Raw genomic sequence first — 18,321 nt, 5'->3', positions numbered from 1 at the left:
TTTTAAATCTTTTAAACAAACCTTACTCCCACTAACCCTTCAGCGCGCCTGCGGCCATACCGCGGACAAGCTGTTTCAAGCCGAAGACCAGAAGCAGCAGCGACGGCAAAATAACAAGCGCCGTGCCGGCAAACACCAGATTCCATGCTGTGGATTCCTGGAACTCCAGCATCGAGATCCCGATCTGTACCGTTCTCATCTCTGGCGTATTTGTAACGAGCAGCGGCCACAGATAGGAGTTGTACATGCTCAGGAACGAATAGATTGCCAATGTTCCAAGTGCCGGACGGGACAATGGCAGGACATGGGATACAAAATACCGGATGTGCCCACAGCCATCAATCTTCGCCGCTTCAAACAGTTCCTTGGGTAGCTGCATGAAGAATTGTCTCAGCAGGAATGTACCGAACGCTGTTGCCAGGAACGGAATGGTCAGCCCCTGATACGTATCGAGCCAGCCCCAACTACGCACTGTCAGATAGTTCGGGATCATGGTGACTTCCCAAGGAATCATCATCGTCGCCACAAACATGCTGAAAATGACGTTTTTGCCTTTAAACTCCATTTTCGCGAATGCATAGGCCGCCATACTCGCTGTAACAAGCTGACCAAGCATCGTTAGTCCTGCCACCAGGAATGTATTGCCGATAAACGAACCAATCGGAACGATATCGAATACTTCCGTGAAATTGGACAGGTCTATGGATTGCGGGATGATATGAGGCGGATACGCACTGGCATCCTCCGGCGTCATGACCGCCATGAAAAAGGTGTACAGCACCGGATACAGTACAAGTGCCGCACAGATTGTAAGCAACACATACAGCAATGTTTTGGTCCATGGTGTTCTCATTGGTAATGCACTTTCCTTTCCACCCATTTGAACTGAATCAGGGTCAGCAGCATAATGACCGCGAACAGGATAAGCGCCTGCGCACTGCCCGTCCCAAAGCGGAAATTAACAAAGGCTTCCTGATAGATGGAATATACGAATACATTGGTACTGTCCATCGGGCCACCACGGGTTAGAATGTTGATCTGACCAAACGATTGGAACGCACCAATGATCGATACAACGGTGACGAAAAACAGGGTTGGTGACAACAGTGGCATCGAGATTTTGCGAAAAGTAAGCAAGGGACCTGCGCCATCGATCTTCGCGCTTTCATAAATTTCATCCGGGATGCCCTGTAATCCGCTGGATAGAATAATGTAATTGAATCCGAGATTCATCCAAATCGTCATAATGGAGATCGATATTAAGGCCCAATCCGGGCTGGTCAGCCAGGGAATTGGATCGATTCCAACTTTTCCTAATAAATAATTCAGCATGCCCAAGGTCGGATGGAACAGGAACTTCCAGATGACCGCCGATGAACCGACAGACAATACCACGGGCAGAGAGAATACAAACTGGAATATACGCATTCCCTTGAAACGGTTGTGTGTTAATGCCGCGAGAATCAGAGCTGCCAGCATGCCGGTTGGCACGGTAAACAGGACAAATAGCAACGTCACTTTCATGCCTTGCAGGAACAGTCCGGACTGGAATACCGCCTTGAAATTGTCCAGTCCCACATAAGCTGCAATCTGTCCGGTAGGGTCAGTGGAATGCAGACTCAGGTACACCGACTTAAACATCGGATAAAACAGAAACACTGCAAATAAAAGCAGCGATGGTGCCAGGAAACCATAGGCCAGCATATTCTCCCGCATCCGCTGCACACGCAGCGAAGCTGTCCGGCGCTGACTTGTATTGGTTACGCGCCGTCTGGCAGCAGGCAAGCCGATCCGGTTGTCAAGCTCACTCATCGGATTTTCTTCCCCCTTGATCTACGCATTCGGTGTGTGAACTTCATCACCCACGTTATCTAGTGTAAAAGCCAACTGTCACAGCAGCATCCGTTCTGAATCAACGCAGCGTTAATCGTGGACAAGCGACTTTACCAAACAAGGGACGTTAAATAGACTTCATAACAAGCTCAGCAAACAGCAAAAAAACCGCAAGAACTCCCTAGATTCGGGAACGTTCGTGCGGCTTTATGTGTTAAGGGAAGATGAACAACGATTAGATATCAACTCAATCAATTTAACAGAAAACTGGATATTTAATGTTAACGCAAAATGTTCGGTAGAGAATCCCAAAGAAAATGGATGGCATATAAGCATATGACATACTCTTTTCATGCCATTGGCCAGTGTAGACGAAGCCTTTTAACGATTGAGATGATACGGCACAGTCGTGACAATTACGTCCTTATAATTAATCAGATAAGCACGGATCATGAAGCTGGTCTGATTGTGCAGTACATTTTGCCACCAATGCTTGGTAATGAATTGCGGAATTAGAATCGTGATATGGTCCGTCTCGGCCGTTTTCCATTCGACGGTATCAATGAACTTTTTGAGCGGTCCCATAATACTGCGGTATCTCGATTTAATGACAACCAGGCGAACGCCAGGGTTCCACTCTTCCCACTTCTGCTCCATCTTGCGGATGGCTTCATCATCGAACCCGATATACAAGGCAACCACGTGATCTGACATCGTCTGAGCGTAAGAGATTGTATTCATCACCACCCTCGTAATGCCAGCCACCGGAATGACAATGGTATTGCCCTTTCTCACCGGTTTCTCCAGCTTGATATCTATCCGCAATTCATCCGCGATGTTGCAGTAATGACGGTGAATGCGCATGAACACATAGACGACGAGTGGCAGGAAAATAAAGATAACCCATGTTTGCGTGAACTTGGTGAATATAAAAATCAATGTAATCGACAGCGTGGTCAGCATCCCAATCGTATTGACGAGCAGCTTCACACCCCAGCCGGTTGGTTTGACTTTGATCCAGCGAATCATCATGCCCAGCTGCGACAGGGTGAATGGAATGAACACGCCCACTGCGTAGAGCGGAATCAGGCTTTCCGTATTACCTTTGAATCCGACAACCAGCAAGGCAGACATCACACTGAGAAAAATAATACCGTTCGAGAAGCCTAGGCGGTCTCCTCTAACCATAAACATATGCGGCATATATTTATCCTTCGCCATCATGAAGGACAGCAGCGGGAAAGCAGAATAGGCCGTATTCGCTGCCAGGAACAGAATCAGTGCCGTCACACCCTGAATAATAAAATACATCGTGCCCCTGCCAAACGTGGCTTCGGCAATCTGAGAAATGACTGTGGCTTTGGGATCAGGCTTCACCCCGTAACCATAAGCAAGTAACGTGATCCCGATAAACATGGCTCCCAGAATACATCCCATAAGCATCAAGGTTCCTGCTGCATTTTTCTCGGCAGGCTGCTTGAAGTTCGGGATGGCGTTACTCACCGCCTCAACCCCGGTCAAAGCCGAACAACCCGAGCTGAATGCCTTCAGCAGCAAAAACAGACTCACATGAGACATACTCGTTCCGAATTCAGGGGCGGCAGCTTCCATGCCACCAGCGAGAAATTTGATACCCCCGGAGATAATCAGGATCGCAATCGAAAAGATAAACAAATATATGGGGATCGCTAGTACGGAAGCAGATTCCGTCACCCCCCGCAAATTCATAATGGTCAGAAATACAATCATGATCAGTGCAATGACTATGCTGTAATCATGAAGCATTGGAAAGGCAGATGTAATCGCATCGGTCCCTGCGGACGAACTTACCGCAACAGTCAGAATATAATCGACCAGCAAAGACCCTCCGGCAATCAAGCTCGGAGCCGTACCGAGATTATCCTTGGCCACGATATACGCGCCGCCTCCTGTTGGATAAGCAAAAATCGTCTGGCGGTAGGAAAAAATTAAAATGACGAGTAATCCCAACACGGCGATAGAGATTGGAACAGAGTACCACAAGGCGGCGAATCCGGCCGCAACGAGCACCAGTAAGATCTGCTCCGTACCGTAGGCAACGGACGATAGTGCATCGGAGGACAGGATGGCGAGTGCCTTCCATTTCCCCAATTTTTCTGCATCCAATTCAGCCGATTTCATAGGCTTGCCTATTAAGATTCTCTTCATTTTGCCAAGCATGATCATAACTTCCTTCCGTCTTTCATCTGTGAAGCATTGTTATTATGCAAAATCGCCGAGCCATTGACAATACGTCATTTCACCCGAATTTCGCCAGCGTGTGATAATGCATTCTACGATTCAATAATCGATAACAAAGCCGCGCTTTATCCACTTTTTGAACTTTTTTGAACCAAAACGGCGTTTGTTCGCCGAAAAAAAGAAAATGGCCTTCGGTTTAATAAACCAAAGACCATTCATATTAGGCTGTGTTGGAACTCTTTCTTTTATACGATCTCGATCCTTCAAACTTCCATGCCCAATATACCAGGACGAGGAGTGACACCGAAAGCCTGGGCCAATGTAGCTAGCTGCTGATCCGTAATTCTCTGTCTGATCTCATGACCTGCAACCAGCATATACACCTGGGCCGCTTTCTCAATAGTCTCAATGAGGCCAAAAGCTTCATCAATCGTTGTACCCGTTCCAAAAATCCCGTGCTGCGGCCAAATGACCGCGTGGTATTCTTTCATTTTCTCAGCCGTTTCCCGTCCAATTTTATTCGATCCAGGCACCATCCACGGAATAATACCAACGCCGTCAGGAAATACGACAACGCATTCCGTACACATCTGCCACAGCGTCTTTGTAAATTTCATTTCATCCAACTCATGGATAAATGTCATCGCCAGCACATTGGTCGCATGGTTGTGCATCACAACCCGGTGTTTCGGGTCGACTTTCAGACGTTCGATATGACTCATGAAATGCGTAGGCAATTCACTCGTTGGGTTCGCTCCCGACTTTAGCCCCCATAGCACTTCCAGCTCCTGTCCATCATTCGATACTCGCAGCAACCCCAGATTGCTCTCAGGATCAGCTAGTACATTTTTGAAATATTTGCCCGAAGCAGTCACAATAAAATACTTGCCTGCCAGCTCATGCATCGAAAATGCAGGTTTGATCTTGCGGATCACGTGGTTGATATCGATATATTGGGCGACTTCCTCTTCCTCCAGCAAATAGCTGACATTGCCACCATTGCGTTCATCCCACCCGTTTTTCCACATATGTTGAGTAATCTCCGCCATTTCACGAACAAATGGGATATGGAAACCCGCAGCCTGCGTTGTTTCATTGGTAAGGGTCACGTTCATCATCATTCTCTCCTCATGATAAAATATAGAATGCCCGTCACGTACATAGTAAGTTCCTTTTTTCACATTCATTATACCTTTGTTTATCTTTATAAGTCAATAATACACAGATAAAAACACTTTATTTATTTTTGTTTATATTTGTTTTGTGTACATTTATAAAAATAAACAAAAAAAATACCTCACCGGCGTCCGGCGAGGTCAGTCACACATCTATCTAACACGAGAAGGGGTTTACAAGAATTATCTTACCTCTGCTACCTTAATAGAAGCTGAAAATGAAATAAAAAAACGATGAAAACCCCTTTACCAAAAAATTACGGTCACTGCTGCTATCCATCCATTTATGCTATATATTTAAAACGTTGTGCTGCCCTAAACATGGAACATTTTTATTCCTTTTTCAGCAAATAAGACGGGTGCATCAGCCCTGTCGGTTCATAACGCTCATCGCGTACATACTCAAAGCCCAGCTTGGATAGCATGTCACGTGACACTTCATTGTCCGGATGATGCCCAGCAAACAGCGCTTTGGCTTTCAGTTCACCAAATGCATAATCAATCACTGCCCGTGCCGCCTCCATGGCGTAGCCCTTGCCCCAATGATCCCGGGTAAGATGAAATCCCAATTCATATATCTCTTCTTCCGGAGAATATGGGCGCAAACCGCAGCAACCAACAAATACTTCCGAATCTTTCTCAAAAAGTGGCCAGTATTGCACTCCCACCTCTTCTTGCCTTTTTATTTCCTGCGTCAACCGCGCCTCCACTTCATCCTCGCTCAGAAATCCTTTACTGCTAATCCACTTCGATACCTCATGATCCCCCCATAGAGCGGAAGCCAGAGCACGATCCTCCTCGCTCCACGTCGAGAATACAAGCCGCTCGGTTTCAAGAAACGTTGTTCTGTTCATCGTCCAACAACCTCCTGTTTCACAACATCAGTCTACGTGTTGTTCCTATATATAAATTACTCGAATAGCAACCTATGTAAACAAAAATATGATCTAAACCTATTATATCACTGGGGTCGCACATACAATTTCTGAGGCTTCTTCTTGATGGAATCGATATGATGCATCCATAAAAAAAAAGAAAAACCTCTGCCGACAACATGTCCGACAGAGGTTCACAAAGCATGCTACATTCATTAGAAATCAGATGTTGCGATTTGAATTGTGCCTGTTGAAGCACCTGCGGGAGTAGTCAACAAAGCAGCTACGAGCAGCAAATCAACAGACAACGTAAGGCTGTTGCCAGCAGGGATCAAATACGTGATCACTGGAGCGTTAACACGAGTCACAACCAGGTCTACCGGGAAAGGACCAAAATTGTTCACTGTGATGCTGGCATTCGTGCCTCCAGCAAGGTTTTCATAATACGATTTACCCACACTAGCCGCTAAGGCATAAAATTGTTGTGGTAAAAGGATGGCCATGGAAATCACCTCCTTTTGCTTTGATACGGTATTCTATGCTTGGAATCTATTAATGTAACGGTAAAATGACCGTGTGATAACGTCCATTTTGATAGAGATGCTAGACTAAAGTAATCAAAAAGCCCCGCCAGATCATCCGGCGGAGCCACTTACATGAAACTCAGATTCTAAGATTATTAAGCATACAGCATGAAAAAGTTCAACTCATGCCCCTGCTGTTTGAGGTAATTATACAACTGTGAACGGTGATGGAATACATGCGTTAGCGTTTCAATCTGCCATTGAGCCTGCAAATGACCGTGCTCCATATAGAAAGCTTTGGTTGAGCGGTTCAACAGATCTTCTTCGCTCAGTGATACAATATAAGCTTTGTAGGCTTCCAAATTGCCCCAAAGTGTTGCCTCCAGTTTTTCAATATCCTCGATCCCTGACAGGCTATTCTCTACCACACCAACCTCAGCTTCGCTCTTCTCCTGCATAATGGCAAGGTCCGATGCCGTGATCTGAATAAAATGATGGACCAGTTCCACCAGTGAACGCATATTGTCCTGCGGGCGGTATGCCCAATCCTCTGGACGGATCAAGCGGATCAGGCTCGCCCCCGTACGTACTCCCGTCTCCAATTCATTGAGCAGATGATCTCGAATTTGCAATGTTCCATTCATATAGGATATCTCCTTTACTATTATTCTCACGATTTCAGTATAACGGAAGGAACAACGGAGTTATTGTACAAATCGGACAACCTTCGTTGATGTTCTTTGGCAGCTGTCAGAGGGGTTTCTCCATAAAACTTACGGAATTGATGAATCAAATGGGCTTGGTCAAAAAAACCATGATTCAGGGCCAGCGCTATCCCATCCGCCGCATGCCCCTGATGAATACTACCCAGGACACGGTGAAAACGAACCACCTCACTGAATCGCTTCGGACTGATTCCGATCCATTCTGCAAACTTCCGATGCAGCTGGCGTTCACTAACAACCTCTCGCATCGCCAGCTCGCTGACGCTCATGCGTCCCCCATCGATAAAAATGCGATGCAGCGCGTTTTTCATCAGATTATTCTCATATGTACTGGTTTGCACGGATAATGGAATCAGATAGGCATTCATAACCTGCACCCGTTCTTCGAAGGTTCTTGTTCCAGCTATCCGCTCCTGAAGCTCATTCAACCTGACTGGCCAACATTCCTCAAGCGGAATTCGCATGTCCGTAAATCCTTCCAATGGCAAACCGTGAAAGACGTACGCCCCACCCGGAAAAAAACGTACGCCAAATGTGTAATCTGCGGAAGGACTTACATCGGATGGCTCGGGCAGAGCGAACGGATGCGAATAATTGCCACAATACGCATAGGAATGAACCGAACGGACCGAGTCGTATGTAATCAACATGTCCGTGCAGCCATCTGGCAATACCCGAGCGGGAACTGAGATAGTTTCCCGATCTTGCTCTCCCGTGTGCGGAATAGAACCCGATTCCCAAAAACAGGCTACATGAGCCATAAGGGAAACAGAAGGTATTCGCTCGATATAATAGGTGTTTTTATCTGTCCCATTCATCTGAATGGGTCTGAACAGCGGATGCAAGCTGGGGTCCACGAACTATCCCTCCGTTACTAGCATTTATGTATTCATCTATCATACCATCAACCGATGAAATGAAGAAAAAAAAGTGCCCCGTCGGGCGATCCGACGGGGCTAGTCACACATCTATTTAACACGAGAAGGGGTTTACAAGACTTATCTTACCCCTGCTACCTTAATGAAATCTGAAATGAAGATGAAAAGAAAATCAATTTTTATGGACAACGCCGGAGACATTCATTGCTCCCATGAAGGATTAAGCGCTCTAGCCATGGCACGAATATAATCTTGACTAGCCCGCTGGCTAACTTCCGCATCAGGCACAAACACTTCGAAGCAGTGATAAGCACCGGGATAAAGGTGCATTTCGACATCCACTCCAGCTGTCGCAAGGCGTGTCACATATTCAATTGTCTCGTCTCGAAATAGATCCAGCTGGCCAACACATGTATATATCGGAGGTAACCCTGCCAGATTTTCAGTTCTAGCCGGGACAGCGTAGGAAGGTATGTTGTGTTCTTCCTTTTCTCCCAATCCCTCCATCCCTCCTCCAAGGTACATACTCCATGCCTCCAGGTTATTAGTCCGATTCCATGTAGCATTTTGATCCGTAATTTCATGGCTCGAAGCCGAAATATTGCGATCGTCCAGCATCGGGTACAAAGGCATTTGGAAGATCAGGCTCGGCCCACCTTTATCGCGGACCATTTGAGCAAGCGATGCAGTCAGTCCTCCACCTCCACTTGCTCCGGCAATTGCTACCCTGGTGAGATCAATGCCGAGTGACTCTGTTTCGTCCGTCATCCATACCAGACCTGCATAGCAGTCATGAAGGCCAGCAGGATAAGGATGCTCAGGGGCCAGGCGGTAATCAACCGATACAACTACGCAATGTGCCGCTTGTACAAAGCGTTCACATAACGCATCATCCATATCCGGATGTCCCAGCACATAACCTCCTCCATGAATCCACAACATCGCTGGCAGCTTATCTCCAGTGCGCTCAGACGGTTCATATATTTTGACTAGCATGTCTCCTGCTGCCCCAGCAATAATTCGCTTTGTGGTGCGTACGTCGTCCGACTTCTCAATTGGTGGGTTCATGAGCATCGCCCGGCTAACCTGCAATCCCCCCTTCAAATTAAAGCCCGGAAACTGGGCTAATGTATCTCTTAATTCAGGTACCACCCTATCTACAAAACTCATATACAATCCCTCCTTCAGTGTATGTTCTCTATGCTTTTTGTCCATTCGCAGCTTCCCACTCGGCCAATTCTTCCCGTACCCGTGGTGCTACCTCTGTTCCGAGCAATTCGATCGCTCTCATCACCTGATCATGTGGCATCGTTGCGATGGGAACGTACATCATGAAACGTGTAATGCCCACATTCTTGCGTAGATGAACAATCTTCCGGGCAACCGTCTCCGGATCACCCACATACAGAGCACCGTCATGACTGCGTGCAGCATCAAAGCTGGCACGGCTGTAATGTCCCCATCCGCGTTCCTTGCCGATTTTGTTCATACCCGCCTGGGTAGAAGGAAAGAACAGATCAGCCGCCAGCTCTGTATCTTCAGCCACAAATCCCAGCGAATGCGATCCCACAGTAAGCTTCGAAGCGTCATGCCCGGCATGTGCCGCTGCCTGCTTGTACAACTGTACAAGGGGGCCAAAATTACGTTCCGGGCTCCCGCCAATAATAGCCAACGTCAACGGAAGCCCCAGCAATCCTGCACGCACCACCGATTCCTGATTGCCCCCGCTGCCAATCCATATGGGCAAAGGGCTCTGCACAGGCCGTGGATATACGCCCAGATTATGTATTGCAGGTCTGTGCCCACCTCGCCAGTTGACTATTTCGGACTTCTGCAGGTTAAGCAGCAGTTCCAGATGTTCATCGAACAGCTCATCATACTCACCTAGCTCATATCCAAACAAAGGGAATGATTCGGTAAAGGAACCCCGCCCTGCCATAATCTCCGCACGTCCATTCGAAATGCCATCCAGTGTGGCAAAATCCTGAAACACACGTACCGGGTCAGCGGACGAAAGTACTGTTACTGCACTAGTCAGCCGAATACGCTTGGTCAGGGATGCAGCTGCGGACAGCACCATCGCAGGGGAAGAAGCAGCATAATCTTTACGATGATGTTCTCCTACACCAAATACATCCAGCCCCACCTGATCGGCAAGTACGATTTCTTCCACCACTTCACGCAATCGCTGTGCGTGACTTATGACCTCACCTGTCCGAAGATCGGGGGTTGTCTCCACAAACGATGTAATTCCTATTTCCATAACTCATTTCTCCTTACTCAATATTGGACTGTCACTCGCAAAATAAATTACCGATCGGTATGTTATTTAGGTAGTTAATATATCTCAGTGTTTCTCTGACTGTCAATCTATTTATTTTCTTTAAATAAGGATCCTATTTCTTGATCAAATCATCAAAAAGACGTTCGTTTGACAAATTATTGAGAGTTATATAGTATATATCATACTGATGAGTAAGAAATAAAATTAGTAATACACGATCTACATGATCCAATACAAATTATCTATACTTTAGAAAATATAAGTAACAAGGAGTATTTATTATGGCGAGAACTCGCGAATTTGACGAAGAGAAAGTACTGGATGCAGCGATGCAGCTTTTTTGGGAAAAAGGATATGAGGCCACTTCATTAAGCGATCTGACTTCGAGGATGGGCATCCAAAGGCCCAGTATATACTCCACTTTTGGAGATAAAAGAGAACTGTTCGAAACGTCGCTACGGAAATACACGATGGCCCGTGCCGCAGAGATGCGAACCAGACTGGCGGGTATTGCATCGGTAAAAGAGGCTTTTCGTACTTTTTTTGCAGAAATCGTGGATGAAGAATACAACGCAGAGCGACTCAGTCGTGGATGCTTTTGCATCAATACGATGGTTGAGCTTGCACCCCATGATGAGAAATTTGAAATTCTCACCCGGGAACATCAGATGTACCTGTCGGTCATCTTTCAGGAAAATATCGAGCGGGGAATGCGATCAGGTGAACTTAACCCTTCCATGGACGCCAAGGCTGTCGCGCAAGCACTCATTGTATCGTTAATTGGACTGACCGTTTTCATGAAGTCCCGCCCCAATCGTTCATTTGTAGATAACTCGATTCGAGTCACACTTTCATTGCTGGATTAAGTCCAAGCAATGATAAGAAAAAATAGCACTGCTGGCTAACATGCCGACAGTGCTTTTTTGAGGTGACGATTACAGGTTTATAGTTTCTCAAATGAACATTATAATGAGAGCACGAAATAACGATGCATTACGAGGTGAGAATTTGCAATATCTGTTTACAACACTATTCATCCTTAGCTTTATAGCCTTCTTCGTATTTCTTGTTTTGATGGTCTTATCCATAAGAAAACATAACCGGATTCCGATAAGGCATGTTATGCTAACGGCGGCATGTTTTGCAATTGCTTCTATAGGAATGTATGGTATGTTGACTTTACCTTCAAATCCTCCGCAATCATCTGGGACAGATCAGACGGAGAAACACGAATCTGGCACTGCCACAACAGAGGAAGATCACGCACCTCTAGCCCAAAAGAATGCCTCTAGCTTCCATATGACGACGGAAGAATTCAAAAACAAGTTTAATGGCGCCGTTGGCAAATATCGACTGAATGGCTTGAGTATTACCCGCTTGAATATGAAAGACTCTTCAGAGCAGGACACTGGCGCTTTCGAGTATGTATTTAATGATAAATTAAGATTGGTTGGTAAATTAAATTCAGATCAAAAAGTTCAGGAAGTCATGTTATACGGGAATGGTGATGCCAGTGAACCAACGGGCGGAACCCTGTTGACTGCTATCGCTACACTTATTCTTACAACCAATAACGAGTATACGTATAATGATGCACAAAACGTGATTCAGGATATTGGCTTATTGGATCGTGATGTAAGTCAGAGTGAATTTGATGGAGCGACTGTTCGAAATGGATTTGAATATCGCTTCAGCATTCAAGAGGATATTTCCACTTTTGGAATAACAGCAGTTCATTGAGTCCCTCAAGCAAACAAGTCGTTGCATTGAGGAAAGACTCGACACCCTTCCCCCTTCTGCAAACTTCGTTAGCCTTTCCTTCGTATCCACTCCTGCATCTGAATAAAGAAAGGCTCCCATGTGGGAGCCTTTCAACTATTGACGAACAAAAATTGTTAACCTGCCTGTTAACATCAAAGCTATGTATGGTATGTTCGGTAATTACTACCTCGTGTATCGATCGATATCATCGATCGCAGATTGATGCTCTCTTCTATGATGATCTTCATGCTGTCGAACGTCGTTCTTTAGCTTGGCTAAGAATCCCCACCCCATAAATACAAGTAAAAGCACGGTAATCAAAGCATAAGCGAAACTATATAGATTCATGTAAAAATTGATGAAAATTGCACCGAGCATCAAGCCCAAAATCCATAATGTCCACTTTGTACTCTTTCTCAAACGATTTCCTCCTCAGTTAAAACATAAATTCAAAGCAACCTATCTAATTAATGAAAAAAGGCTCCCTCTCGGGAGCCTTTCATCTATCGGCATTAAAAGGTTTTTACACCTTTTATTACATCATGCCGCCCATTCCACCCATACCGCCCATATCAGGCATTCCGCCACCAGCACCTGCTGGTTCTGGTTTGTCAGCGATAACTGCTTCAGTAGTCAGGAACATTGCCGCTACGGAAGCAGCGTTTTGCAATGCATAACGAGTTACTTTCGCAGGGTCAACGATACCAGCTTCGATCATGTTAACCCACTCGCCAGTTGCAGCGTTGAAGCCGATACCTGTTTGTTCTTTTTTCAGACGTTCCACGATTACGGAACCTTCTTCGCCAGCGTTAGCTGCGATTGTGCGGATTGGTGCTTCCAGAGCACGCAGGACGATGTTTACGCCTGTTTGCTCGTCACCGGACAGAGCTACAGCTGCAACCGCGCTATATACGTTCATGAGCGCTGTACCACCACCGGATACGATACCTTCTTCAACCGCAGCGCGAGTTGCGTTCAGGGCATCTTCGATGCGAAGTTTGCGTTCTTTCAATTCTGTTTCAGTAGCCGCACCAACTTTGATTACTGCTACACCGCCGGACAATTTAGCCAGACGCTCTTGCAGTTTCTCTTTGTCGAACTCGGAAGTTGTTTCTTCCAATTGTGTACGGATTTGGCTAACACGTGCATCGATATCGGATTTGTTACCAGCACCGTCAACGATGATTGTGTTTTCTTTTGTTACACGGATTTGGCGAGCTGTACCCAGTTGTTCCACAACAGCGGATTTCAGGTCCAGACCCAGTTCTTCCGTAATCAATTGGCCACCAGTGAGGGCAGCGATGTCTTGCAGCATTGCTTTACGACGGTCACCAAATCCTGGAGCTTTAACAGCTACAGCATTGAATGTACCACGCAATTTGTTCACAACCAGCATAGCCAGTGCTTCGCCTTCGATATCTTCAGCGATTAATACCAGCGGTTTGCCTTGTTGAACGATTTTCTCAAGCAATGGCAAGATATCTTGCGTGCTGGAGATTTTTTTGTCTGTGATCAAGATGTACGGATTGTCCAAAACAGCTTCCATTTTGTCCGTATCTGTGATCATGTAAGGAGAGATGTATCCACGGTCGAATTGCATACCTTCAACCACTTCAAGCTCTGTAGCGAATCCTTTGGATTCTTCTACTGTGATTACGCCGTCTTTACCTACTTTTTCCATAGCTTCAGCGATCAGTTCGCCTACTTCTTCGTCAGCTGCAGAGATTGCTGCAACTTGTGCGATGGATTGTTTGGAATCAATTGGTTTGGAGATGGATTGCAATTCAGCAACCGCAGCTTTAACCGCTTTGTCGATCCCTTTGCGGATACCGATTGGGCTAGCGCCTGCAGTTACGTTTTTCAGACCTTCTGTGATCAGCGCTTGCGCCAATACAGTTGCTGTTGTAGTACCGTCACCGGCAACATCGTTGGTTTTCGTTGCTACTTCTTTAACCAGTTGTGCACCCATGTTCTCGAATGCATCTTCCAGTTCGATTTCTTTAGCAATTGTTACACCATCGTTAGTGATGAGCGGGCTTCCGAATTTTTTCTCCAGAACCACGTTACGGCCTTTAGGACCGAGTGTTACTTTTACTGCATTAGCCAATGCATCCACACCACGAAGCATGGAGCGACGAGCGTCTTCACTGAATTTAATGTCTTTAGCCATGTTAAGAAAACCTCCCTAGTTTTTGTTGGAAAATGGTAGTGCTATATGGTTCGGTTATCCGATTAAATTTGAATTAGTCGAGAATCGCGTGAATATCGCTTTCTTTCATAATCAAATATTCTTTACCTTCGAATTTGATTTCTGTACCGGCATATTTGGAGAAAATAACGCGATCTCCTTCTTTCACTTCCAGAGCTACACGTACGCCGTCTTTCAATACTCCAGCACCAACTGCAATGATTCTACCCTCTTGCGGTTTTTCTTTGGCGGAGTCCGGGAGTACGATCCCGAAAGAAGTTGTTTGTTCTTGCTCCAGTGGTTCTACCAATACGCGTTCACCTAAAGGTCTGATCATGAAAAATAGCCTCCTTTTGAAATTATATAACGTTACATTGTAGGTTGTAGCCATATGTATTAGCACTCGACAGTGTTCAGTGCTAACAACCAACTTTATGATACTTCAACTTGAAGCATGATTTCAAGTCCTTTTCATGAATTCCTGCGAGATTTTACGTTGTATTTACATCAACCCGGCCAAAAAACTCCCGATTGGCCTGCGTAAATGCCATAATACCTTATTAACTTATTCCACAGAATCCGTAAGTCCTCCTGCATCGTTCTCAGGCAGCCCTTTTCCATTGTATCCATTGTTGAACATAATATGCCTGCTTGTCCCGTTCGTCACAATATAAGCTGCAAAAGCTTGTCTCCCTTTATATCCCGGGTAAGAATTGGTCGCCTTATCCCGGGACGGGCACCATACAAGATTATCACAGTTACAAAAATCGCATGGAATCTCTCTTTTGTTATACTGCACTCTGCTTATCCTCGGCACGGATGTATCGGGATTCAGCCTCTGCATCAGCTGCAAGCTGTTTGCGATACACAAAGCCAGACAAAAACACACTGATCTCATATAACAGGAGCAAGGGAATCATCACAAGAAAATCGGAAATAAAGTCAGGCGGTGTGACCACAACCGCAATGAAAATCAGGACAAAATAAGCGACTCTGCGCATTTTGCGAAGCCGGATGGGATTCAAGATCCGCAGTCCTGTCAGGAACATAATGATTAACGGAAGTTCGAACAACAGGGATACCGGCAGTACAATTCCAAACAAAAAACTGAAATACTGCTTCATTCCGTAGGTCTCGACAAGCCCCATTTTTTCCGTAATCGATGAAGTAAAAGAAAGTGCCATCGGGAAAACAACGTAGTACGAGAAAGCTAACCCGATCAGAAATAACAGAAATACATAAGGTACATACTTCAGCGTTGCTTTTCGCTCACGCGGGCGCAGACCTGGACTGACAAACTTCCAGAGCTGAAACACCGTAAACGGCAGCGTGATGACCAGTGAGAACAGACCGGCAATCTTCATGTAGATGCCAATCCCGTCCCAGAACGAGAATGCATGCAGCACAAACCCCTGAGCAGTCTCTGCCTTCGTCAGATATTGATACACTGGGTCTGCCACCAGAAAGCCTGCCACCAGCCCCAAAATAAAAATACTCAACACATAAATCAACCGCTTGCGCAGCTCACTCAAATGTTCTGTAAGCGTCATTTCTTCCTTCTGCTGCGTCATGCCTGCCCCCCATTGTTGCCAGCTTAAAATACAAAACCCTTCCGGCAGGAAGGGATTTCTCTTTCATTGCCGTCAAAGTTATTCCGGCAGGCGTTTATCCTCAGGCTTGTCTGCAGATGCAGTCTCAGATGCCAGCGGCTTCGCCTTTTCCTGCTCCTTGCGACTGGATGAATCATCATCCGAAATAATCTCACGTGCGCCTTCTTTGAATTCACGGAAAGTGCGGCCGACTGCCCGCCCCAATTCCGGAAGCTTGTTGGGTCCAAACAAAAGCAACGCGATAACGGCCAGCAAAATAAAACCTGTTGGTCCAATGGAACTTAACATTGATATTATTCCTCCTCGTTTCAAGCTTCAAAGATGCACACGCTTGGCCATAGGCTCATAGATGTCTTTGCTTCATTTTGAATTATGTCAATCATACCATAGATGTAACCACTTACATAACCCACATTATTCACAAAAGAGACCCCGACATCCAATCATTTTTCCCTGCTTGATTTCACACCCGCTACTATATGTTTCACTCTTATTGCTTGAACTGACCCGTAACCATCAGCAGCGCTTCCGGAAGCTGGTCCATGATGGCCGCCAAATGCTCATGCACACCCTTCGGTGTACCTGGCAGGTTGACAATCAATGTACGTCCGCGAATACCGCATACGCCGCGGAACAGCATGGCAGAACGATTCTTGCCCATGACACTGTATCTCATGGCTTCAGCCATGCCTGGAACTTCCCGTTCAATAACCCGCCGGGTCGCTTCTGGAGTAATATCACGAATCGCAAGCTCCGTACCCCCAGTGGTCAATACCAAATCAGCGTGAAAATAATCTGTCATCTCAATCAAAGCCGCAATAATCTCATCGGGTTCATCCGGAACGATGCGGTACTCCACGATTTCCCCACCCAGTTCTTCTTCCACAAGTTCCCGGATCACTTGGGCACTCGTATCCTCACGTTCCCCGCGGGCCCCTTTGTCGCTGGCTGTCAGGATTGCTGTTCTCCACACCATAAAGATCACCCTTCTCCTCTATGAAAATAAATGTCCCTTATCGGCTGAAATCGCCGTTTTTGCCACCACTTTTGGAATTCAGCATGGTTGGACCGATAATCATATCTTTCTGCATGGCTTTACACATGTCATAGATCGTCAGTGCCGCAGCCGACGCCGCCGTGAGCGCCTCCATCTCGACACCTGTCTTTCCTTCGGTTTTGACCGTAACTTCAATCTGCAATTCATCGACACCGTTGTCATGAAAACGAATATCCACGCCCGTCAATGCCAATGGATGGCACATCGGAATCCAGTCCGACGTTTTCTTGGCGCCCTGAATACCCGCAATTTGGGCCACAGCCAGAACGTCACCTTTGCCGATGCGGCCCTCTCGAATTGCTTCAAGCGTAGCCGGATTCATCGTCACTTTGGATACCGCCACAGCTGTACGCACGGTACTTTCCTTACCCGAAATATCAACCATCCGAGCTCGTCCCTGTTCATTAAAATGAGTCAGTTTACTGCCGGAAGCCTGGTCGTTATTCGTTTCTGAATTCAATCACATCACAACCCTTTATTCGATATGTAATATACCTTCGGTTGTTATCAACAGATCAATCCGCAGATCAAGCGGGTCCATCGGAATTTCATCTTGAAGCTGGCCTGGCAATACCAATGCAGCCATCAGTGGTCTTTTGTCCGTCATCGCACATTTCGCTGCAAGTGTCTCGGCAAAACGATCATAATAACCGCCGCCATAACCAATGCGCCCTCCATGAGGGTCATATCCAAGCCCCGGTACTATGACAAGATCGATATCCGGCCAGCTTTCAGGTTGCAGCACTTCACAGGAATCCTTGGGTTCAGGTATCCCCCATATTCCCGGCTGAATATCCTGTTCACCCCTGACACGTCGCAATTCCATTCGAGCCGGATTCGCCAGCACTTTCGGCGCGAGCATCCGATCTCCATACTTCCAGCCTTCTTCAAATAAAAAGGCCGTAGATGCTTCGCTTCCATAAGACAAATAGCTGAAAATCATAAGCCGCTTGTTCCCCAGCTTCCATTTGTCCCCTCTAAGGCGCTCCAGCTCTCGCTTCGTCACATCATTAATCTCAGTCATCGCCTGCTGACGCATGCTTTCATCCATCAGATCCCGGCTCTGTCTCAGCTTGGAACGAAGACGGATTTTCTGTTCCGTATGATCCTGCATGTCCGTGAATAACCTCCTGTTGATCGGGAAGGTAAACTAGCTCTCAATTAAAACCATTTATATGTTATGCACCAGTT

At 46.3% G+C, this 18,321-nt stretch carries 20 protein-coding genes; 2 read left to right on the top strand and 18 right to left on the bottom strand.

Annotated features, from left to right (window positions below):
* Positions 1 to 31 precede the first annotated feature (31 nt).
* From ACDJ58_RS05365 to ACDJ58_RS05320, 10 genes are all read right to left on the bottom strand, one after another.
* On the bottom strand, positions 32 to 853 hold the full coding sequence (locus ACDJ58_RS05365; RefSeq protein ID WP_064640050.1) for a carbohydrate ABC transporter permease: 822 nt from the start codon (positions 851 to 853) through the stop codon (positions 32 to 34).
* Positions 850 to 1,716 carry a carbohydrate ABC transporter permease gene (locus ACDJ58_RS05360; protein WP_371129256.1) on the bottom strand — a complete coding sequence of 289 codons (867 nt, stop codon included), beginning with the start codon at positions 1,714 to 1,716 and terminating at the stop codon, positions 850 to 852. The genes ACDJ58_RS05365 and ACDJ58_RS05360 overlap by 4 nt, the downstream gene beginning before the upstream one ends.
* A gap of 498 nt (positions 1,717 to 2,214) precedes the next feature.
* On the bottom strand, positions 2,215 to 4,032 hold the full coding sequence (locus ACDJ58_RS05355) for an APC family permease (RefSeq protein ID WP_376031950.1): 1,818 nt from the start codon (positions 4,030 to 4,032) through the stop codon (positions 2,215 to 2,217).
* Between the two features lie 284 nt (positions 4,033 to 4,316).
* On the bottom strand, positions 4,317 to 5,168 hold the full coding sequence (gene rhaD / locus ACDJ58_RS05350; RefSeq protein ID WP_413379482.1) for a rhamnulose-1-phosphate aldolase: 852 nt from the start codon (positions 5,166 to 5,168) through the stop codon (positions 4,317 to 4,319).
* A gap of 392 nt (positions 5,169 to 5,560) precedes the next feature.
* Positions 5,561 to 6,082, bottom strand: coding sequence for a GNAT family N-acetyltransferase (locus ACDJ58_RS05345; RefSeq protein WP_413376126.1), 522 nt, complete (start codon positions 6,080 to 6,082; stop codon positions 5,561 to 5,563).
* A 236-nt stretch (positions 6,083 to 6,318) separates the two neighbouring features.
* Complete coding sequence (locus ACDJ58_RS05340; RefSeq protein ID WP_079350853.1) at positions 6,319 to 6,606, bottom strand: hypothetical protein; 288 nt, start codon at positions 6,604 to 6,606, stop codon at positions 6,319 to 6,321.
* Between the two features lie 176 nt (positions 6,607 to 6,782).
* A complete protein-coding gene (locus tag ACDJ58_RS05335; RefSeq protein ID WP_076291538.1) occupies positions 6,783 to 7,271 on the bottom strand; it encodes a DinB family protein in 489 nt (162 codons plus the stop codon).
* Between the two features lie 26 nt (positions 7,272 to 7,297).
* Positions 7,298 to 8,209 (bottom strand): helix-turn-helix domain-containing protein, encoded by a 912-nt coding sequence (locus ACDJ58_RS05330; protein ID WP_413376124.1) that lies wholly within the window; start codon positions 8,207 to 8,209, stop codon positions 7,298 to 7,300.
* Between the two features lie 222 nt (positions 8,210 to 8,431).
* Positions 8,432 to 9,400 (bottom strand): alpha/beta hydrolase, encoded by a 969-nt coding sequence (locus tag ACDJ58_RS05325; RefSeq protein WP_413376122.1) that lies wholly within the window; start codon positions 9,398 to 9,400, stop codon positions 8,432 to 8,434.
* A 28-nt stretch (positions 9,401 to 9,428) separates the two neighbouring features.
* A complete protein-coding gene (locus ACDJ58_RS05320) occupies positions 9,429 to 10,493 on the bottom strand; it encodes an LLM class flavin-dependent oxidoreductase (RefSeq protein WP_413376120.1) in 1,065 nt (354 codons plus the stop codon).
* A gap of 302 nt (positions 10,494 to 10,795) precedes the next feature.
* Between ACDJ58_RS05320 and ACDJ58_RS05315 the strand changes: the two genes are divergently transcribed.
* Together ACDJ58_RS05315 and ACDJ58_RS05310 are read left to right on the top strand one after the other, a co-directional pair.
* The gene (locus ACDJ58_RS05315) at positions 10,796 to 11,380 is read left to right on the top strand and encodes a TetR/AcrR family transcriptional regulator (protein WP_413376118.1); all 585 of its coding nucleotides are present in this window, start codon (positions 10,796 to 10,798) and stop codon (positions 11,378 to 11,380) included.
* Between the two features lie 142 nt (positions 11,381 to 11,522).
* The gene (locus ACDJ58_RS05310; protein WP_413376116.1) at positions 11,523 to 12,254 is read left to right on the top strand and encodes a hypothetical protein; all 732 of its coding nucleotides are present in this window, start codon (positions 11,523 to 11,525) and stop codon (positions 12,252 to 12,254) included.
* Positions 12,255 to 12,458: 204 nt separating this feature from the next.
* On the opposite strand, the gene ACDJ58_RS05305 is transcribed toward ACDJ58_RS05310, so the two are convergent.
* From ACDJ58_RS05305 to ACDJ58_RS05270, 8 genes are all read right to left on the bottom strand, one after another.
* On the bottom strand, positions 12,459 to 12,695 hold the full coding sequence (locus tag ACDJ58_RS05305) for a hypothetical protein (RefSeq protein WP_090894311.1): 237 nt from the start codon (positions 12,693 to 12,695) through the stop codon (positions 12,459 to 12,461).
* A 115-nt stretch (positions 12,696 to 12,810) separates the two neighbouring features.
* Positions 12,811 to 14,445 carry a chaperonin GroEL gene (gene groL / locus ACDJ58_RS05300; RefSeq protein ID WP_036611259.1) on the bottom strand — a complete coding sequence of 545 codons (1,635 nt, stop codon included), beginning with the start codon at positions 14,443 to 14,445 and terminating at the stop codon, positions 12,811 to 12,813.
* Positions 14,446 to 14,518: 73 nt separating this feature from the next.
* Entirely contained in the window at positions 14,519 to 14,800 is a 282-nt protein-coding gene (groES, locus tag ACDJ58_RS05295; RefSeq protein ID WP_017690077.1) for a co-chaperone GroES, read from the bottom strand.
* Between the two features lie 451 nt (positions 14,801 to 15,251).
* Entirely contained in the window at positions 15,252 to 16,034 is a 783-nt protein-coding gene (tatC, locus tag ACDJ58_RS05290) for a twin-arginine translocase subunit TatC (protein WP_063564478.1), read from the bottom strand.
* Between the two features lie 78 nt (positions 16,035 to 16,112).
* Entirely contained in the window at positions 16,113 to 16,361 is a 249-nt protein-coding gene (gene tatA / locus ACDJ58_RS05285) for a twin-arginine translocase TatA/TatE family subunit (RefSeq protein ID WP_163756402.1), read from the bottom strand.
* A 202-nt stretch (positions 16,362 to 16,563) separates the two neighbouring features.
* Positions 16,564 to 17,049, bottom strand: coding sequence for a molybdenum cofactor biosynthesis protein B (locus tag ACDJ58_RS05280; RefSeq protein ID WP_024630749.1), 486 nt, complete (start codon positions 17,047 to 17,049; stop codon positions 16,564 to 16,566).
* Between the two features lie 37 nt (positions 17,050 to 17,086).
* A complete protein-coding gene (moaC, locus tag ACDJ58_RS05275) occupies positions 17,087 to 17,590 on the bottom strand; it encodes a cyclic pyranopterin monophosphate synthase MoaC (RefSeq protein WP_082935190.1) in 504 nt (167 codons plus the stop codon).
* A 15-nt stretch (positions 17,591 to 17,605) separates the two neighbouring features.
* Positions 17,606 to 18,244 carry a 5-formyltetrahydrofolate cyclo-ligase gene (locus ACDJ58_RS05270; protein WP_413376111.1) on the bottom strand — a complete coding sequence of 213 codons (639 nt, stop codon included), beginning with the start codon at positions 18,242 to 18,244 and terminating at the stop codon, positions 17,606 to 17,608.
* Positions 18,245 to 18,321 lie beyond the last annotated feature (77 nt).

This window comes from Paenibacillus taichungensis (assembly GCF_047302525.1).
GTDB classification, from domain to species: domain Bacteria; phylum Bacillota; class Bacilli; order Paenibacillales; family Paenibacillaceae; genus Paenibacillus; species Paenibacillus taichungensis_B.
This window is presented reverse-complemented; position numbering and strand designations above follow the sequence as displayed.

What these genes read in the sequence shown, in the direction of transcription:
- ACDJ58_RS05365 (WP_064640050.1), bottom strand. Translation starts at nt 853, where the DNA reads ATGAGAACACCATGGACCAAAACATTGCTGTATGTGTTGCTTACAATC.
- ACDJ58_RS05360 (WP_371129256.1), bottom strand. Translation starts at nt 1,716, where the DNA reads ATGCGGGAGAATATGCTGGCCTATGGTTTCCTGGCACCATCGCTGCTT.
- ACDJ58_RS05355 (WP_376031950.1), bottom strand. Translation starts at nt 4,032, where the DNA reads ATGCTTGGCAAAATGAAGAGAATCTTAATAGGCAAGCCTATGAAATCG.
- rhaD (WP_413379482.1), bottom strand. Translation starts at nt 5,168, where the DNA reads ATGAACGTGACCCTTACCAATGAAACAACGCAGGCTGCGGGTTTCCAT.
- ACDJ58_RS05345 (WP_413376126.1), bottom strand. Translation starts at nt 6,082, where the DNA reads ATGAACAGAACAACGTTTCTTGAAACCGAGCGGCTTGTATTCTCGACG.
- ACDJ58_RS05340 (WP_079350853.1), bottom strand. Translation starts at nt 6,606, where the DNA reads ATGGCCATCCTTTTACCACAACAATTTTATGCCTTAGCGGCTAGTGTG.
- ACDJ58_RS05335 (WP_076291538.1), bottom strand. Translation starts at nt 7,271, where the DNA reads ATGAATGGAACATTGCAAATTCGAGATCATCTGCTCAATGAATTGGAG.
- ACDJ58_RS05325 (WP_413376122.1), bottom strand. Translation starts at nt 9,400, where the DNA reads ATGAGTTTTGTAGATAGGGTGGTACCTGAATTAAGAGATACATTAGCC.
- ACDJ58_RS05320 (WP_413376120.1), bottom strand. Translation starts at nt 10,493, where the DNA reads ATGGAAATAGGAATTACATCGTTTGTGGAGACAACCCCCGATCTTCGG.
- ACDJ58_RS05315 (WP_413376118.1), top strand. Translation starts at nt 10,796, where the DNA reads ATGGCGAGAACTCGCGAATTTGACGAAGAGAAAGTACTGGATGCAGCG.
- groL (WP_036611259.1), bottom strand. Translation starts at nt 14,445, where the DNA reads ATGGCTAAAGACATTAAATTCAGTGAAGACGCTCGTCGCTCCATGCTT.
- groES (WP_017690077.1), bottom strand. Translation starts at nt 14,800, where the DNA reads ATGATCAGACCTTTAGGTGAACGCGTATTGGTAGAACCACTGGAGCAA.
- tatC (WP_063564478.1), bottom strand. Translation starts at nt 16,034, where the DNA reads ATGACGCAGCAGAAGGAAGAAATGACGCTTACAGAACATTTGAGTGAG.
- tatA (WP_163756402.1), bottom strand. Translation starts at nt 16,361, where the DNA reads ATGTTAAGTTCCATTGGACCAACAGGTTTTATTTTGCTGGCCGTTATC.
- ACDJ58_RS05280 (WP_024630749.1), bottom strand. Translation starts at nt 17,049, where the DNA reads ATGGTGTGGAGAACAGCAATCCTGACAGCCAGCGACAAAGGGGCCCGC.
- ACDJ58_RS05270 (WP_413376111.1), bottom strand. Translation starts at nt 18,244, where the DNA reads ATGCAGGATCATACGGAACAGAAAATCCGTCTTCGTTCCAAGCTGAGA.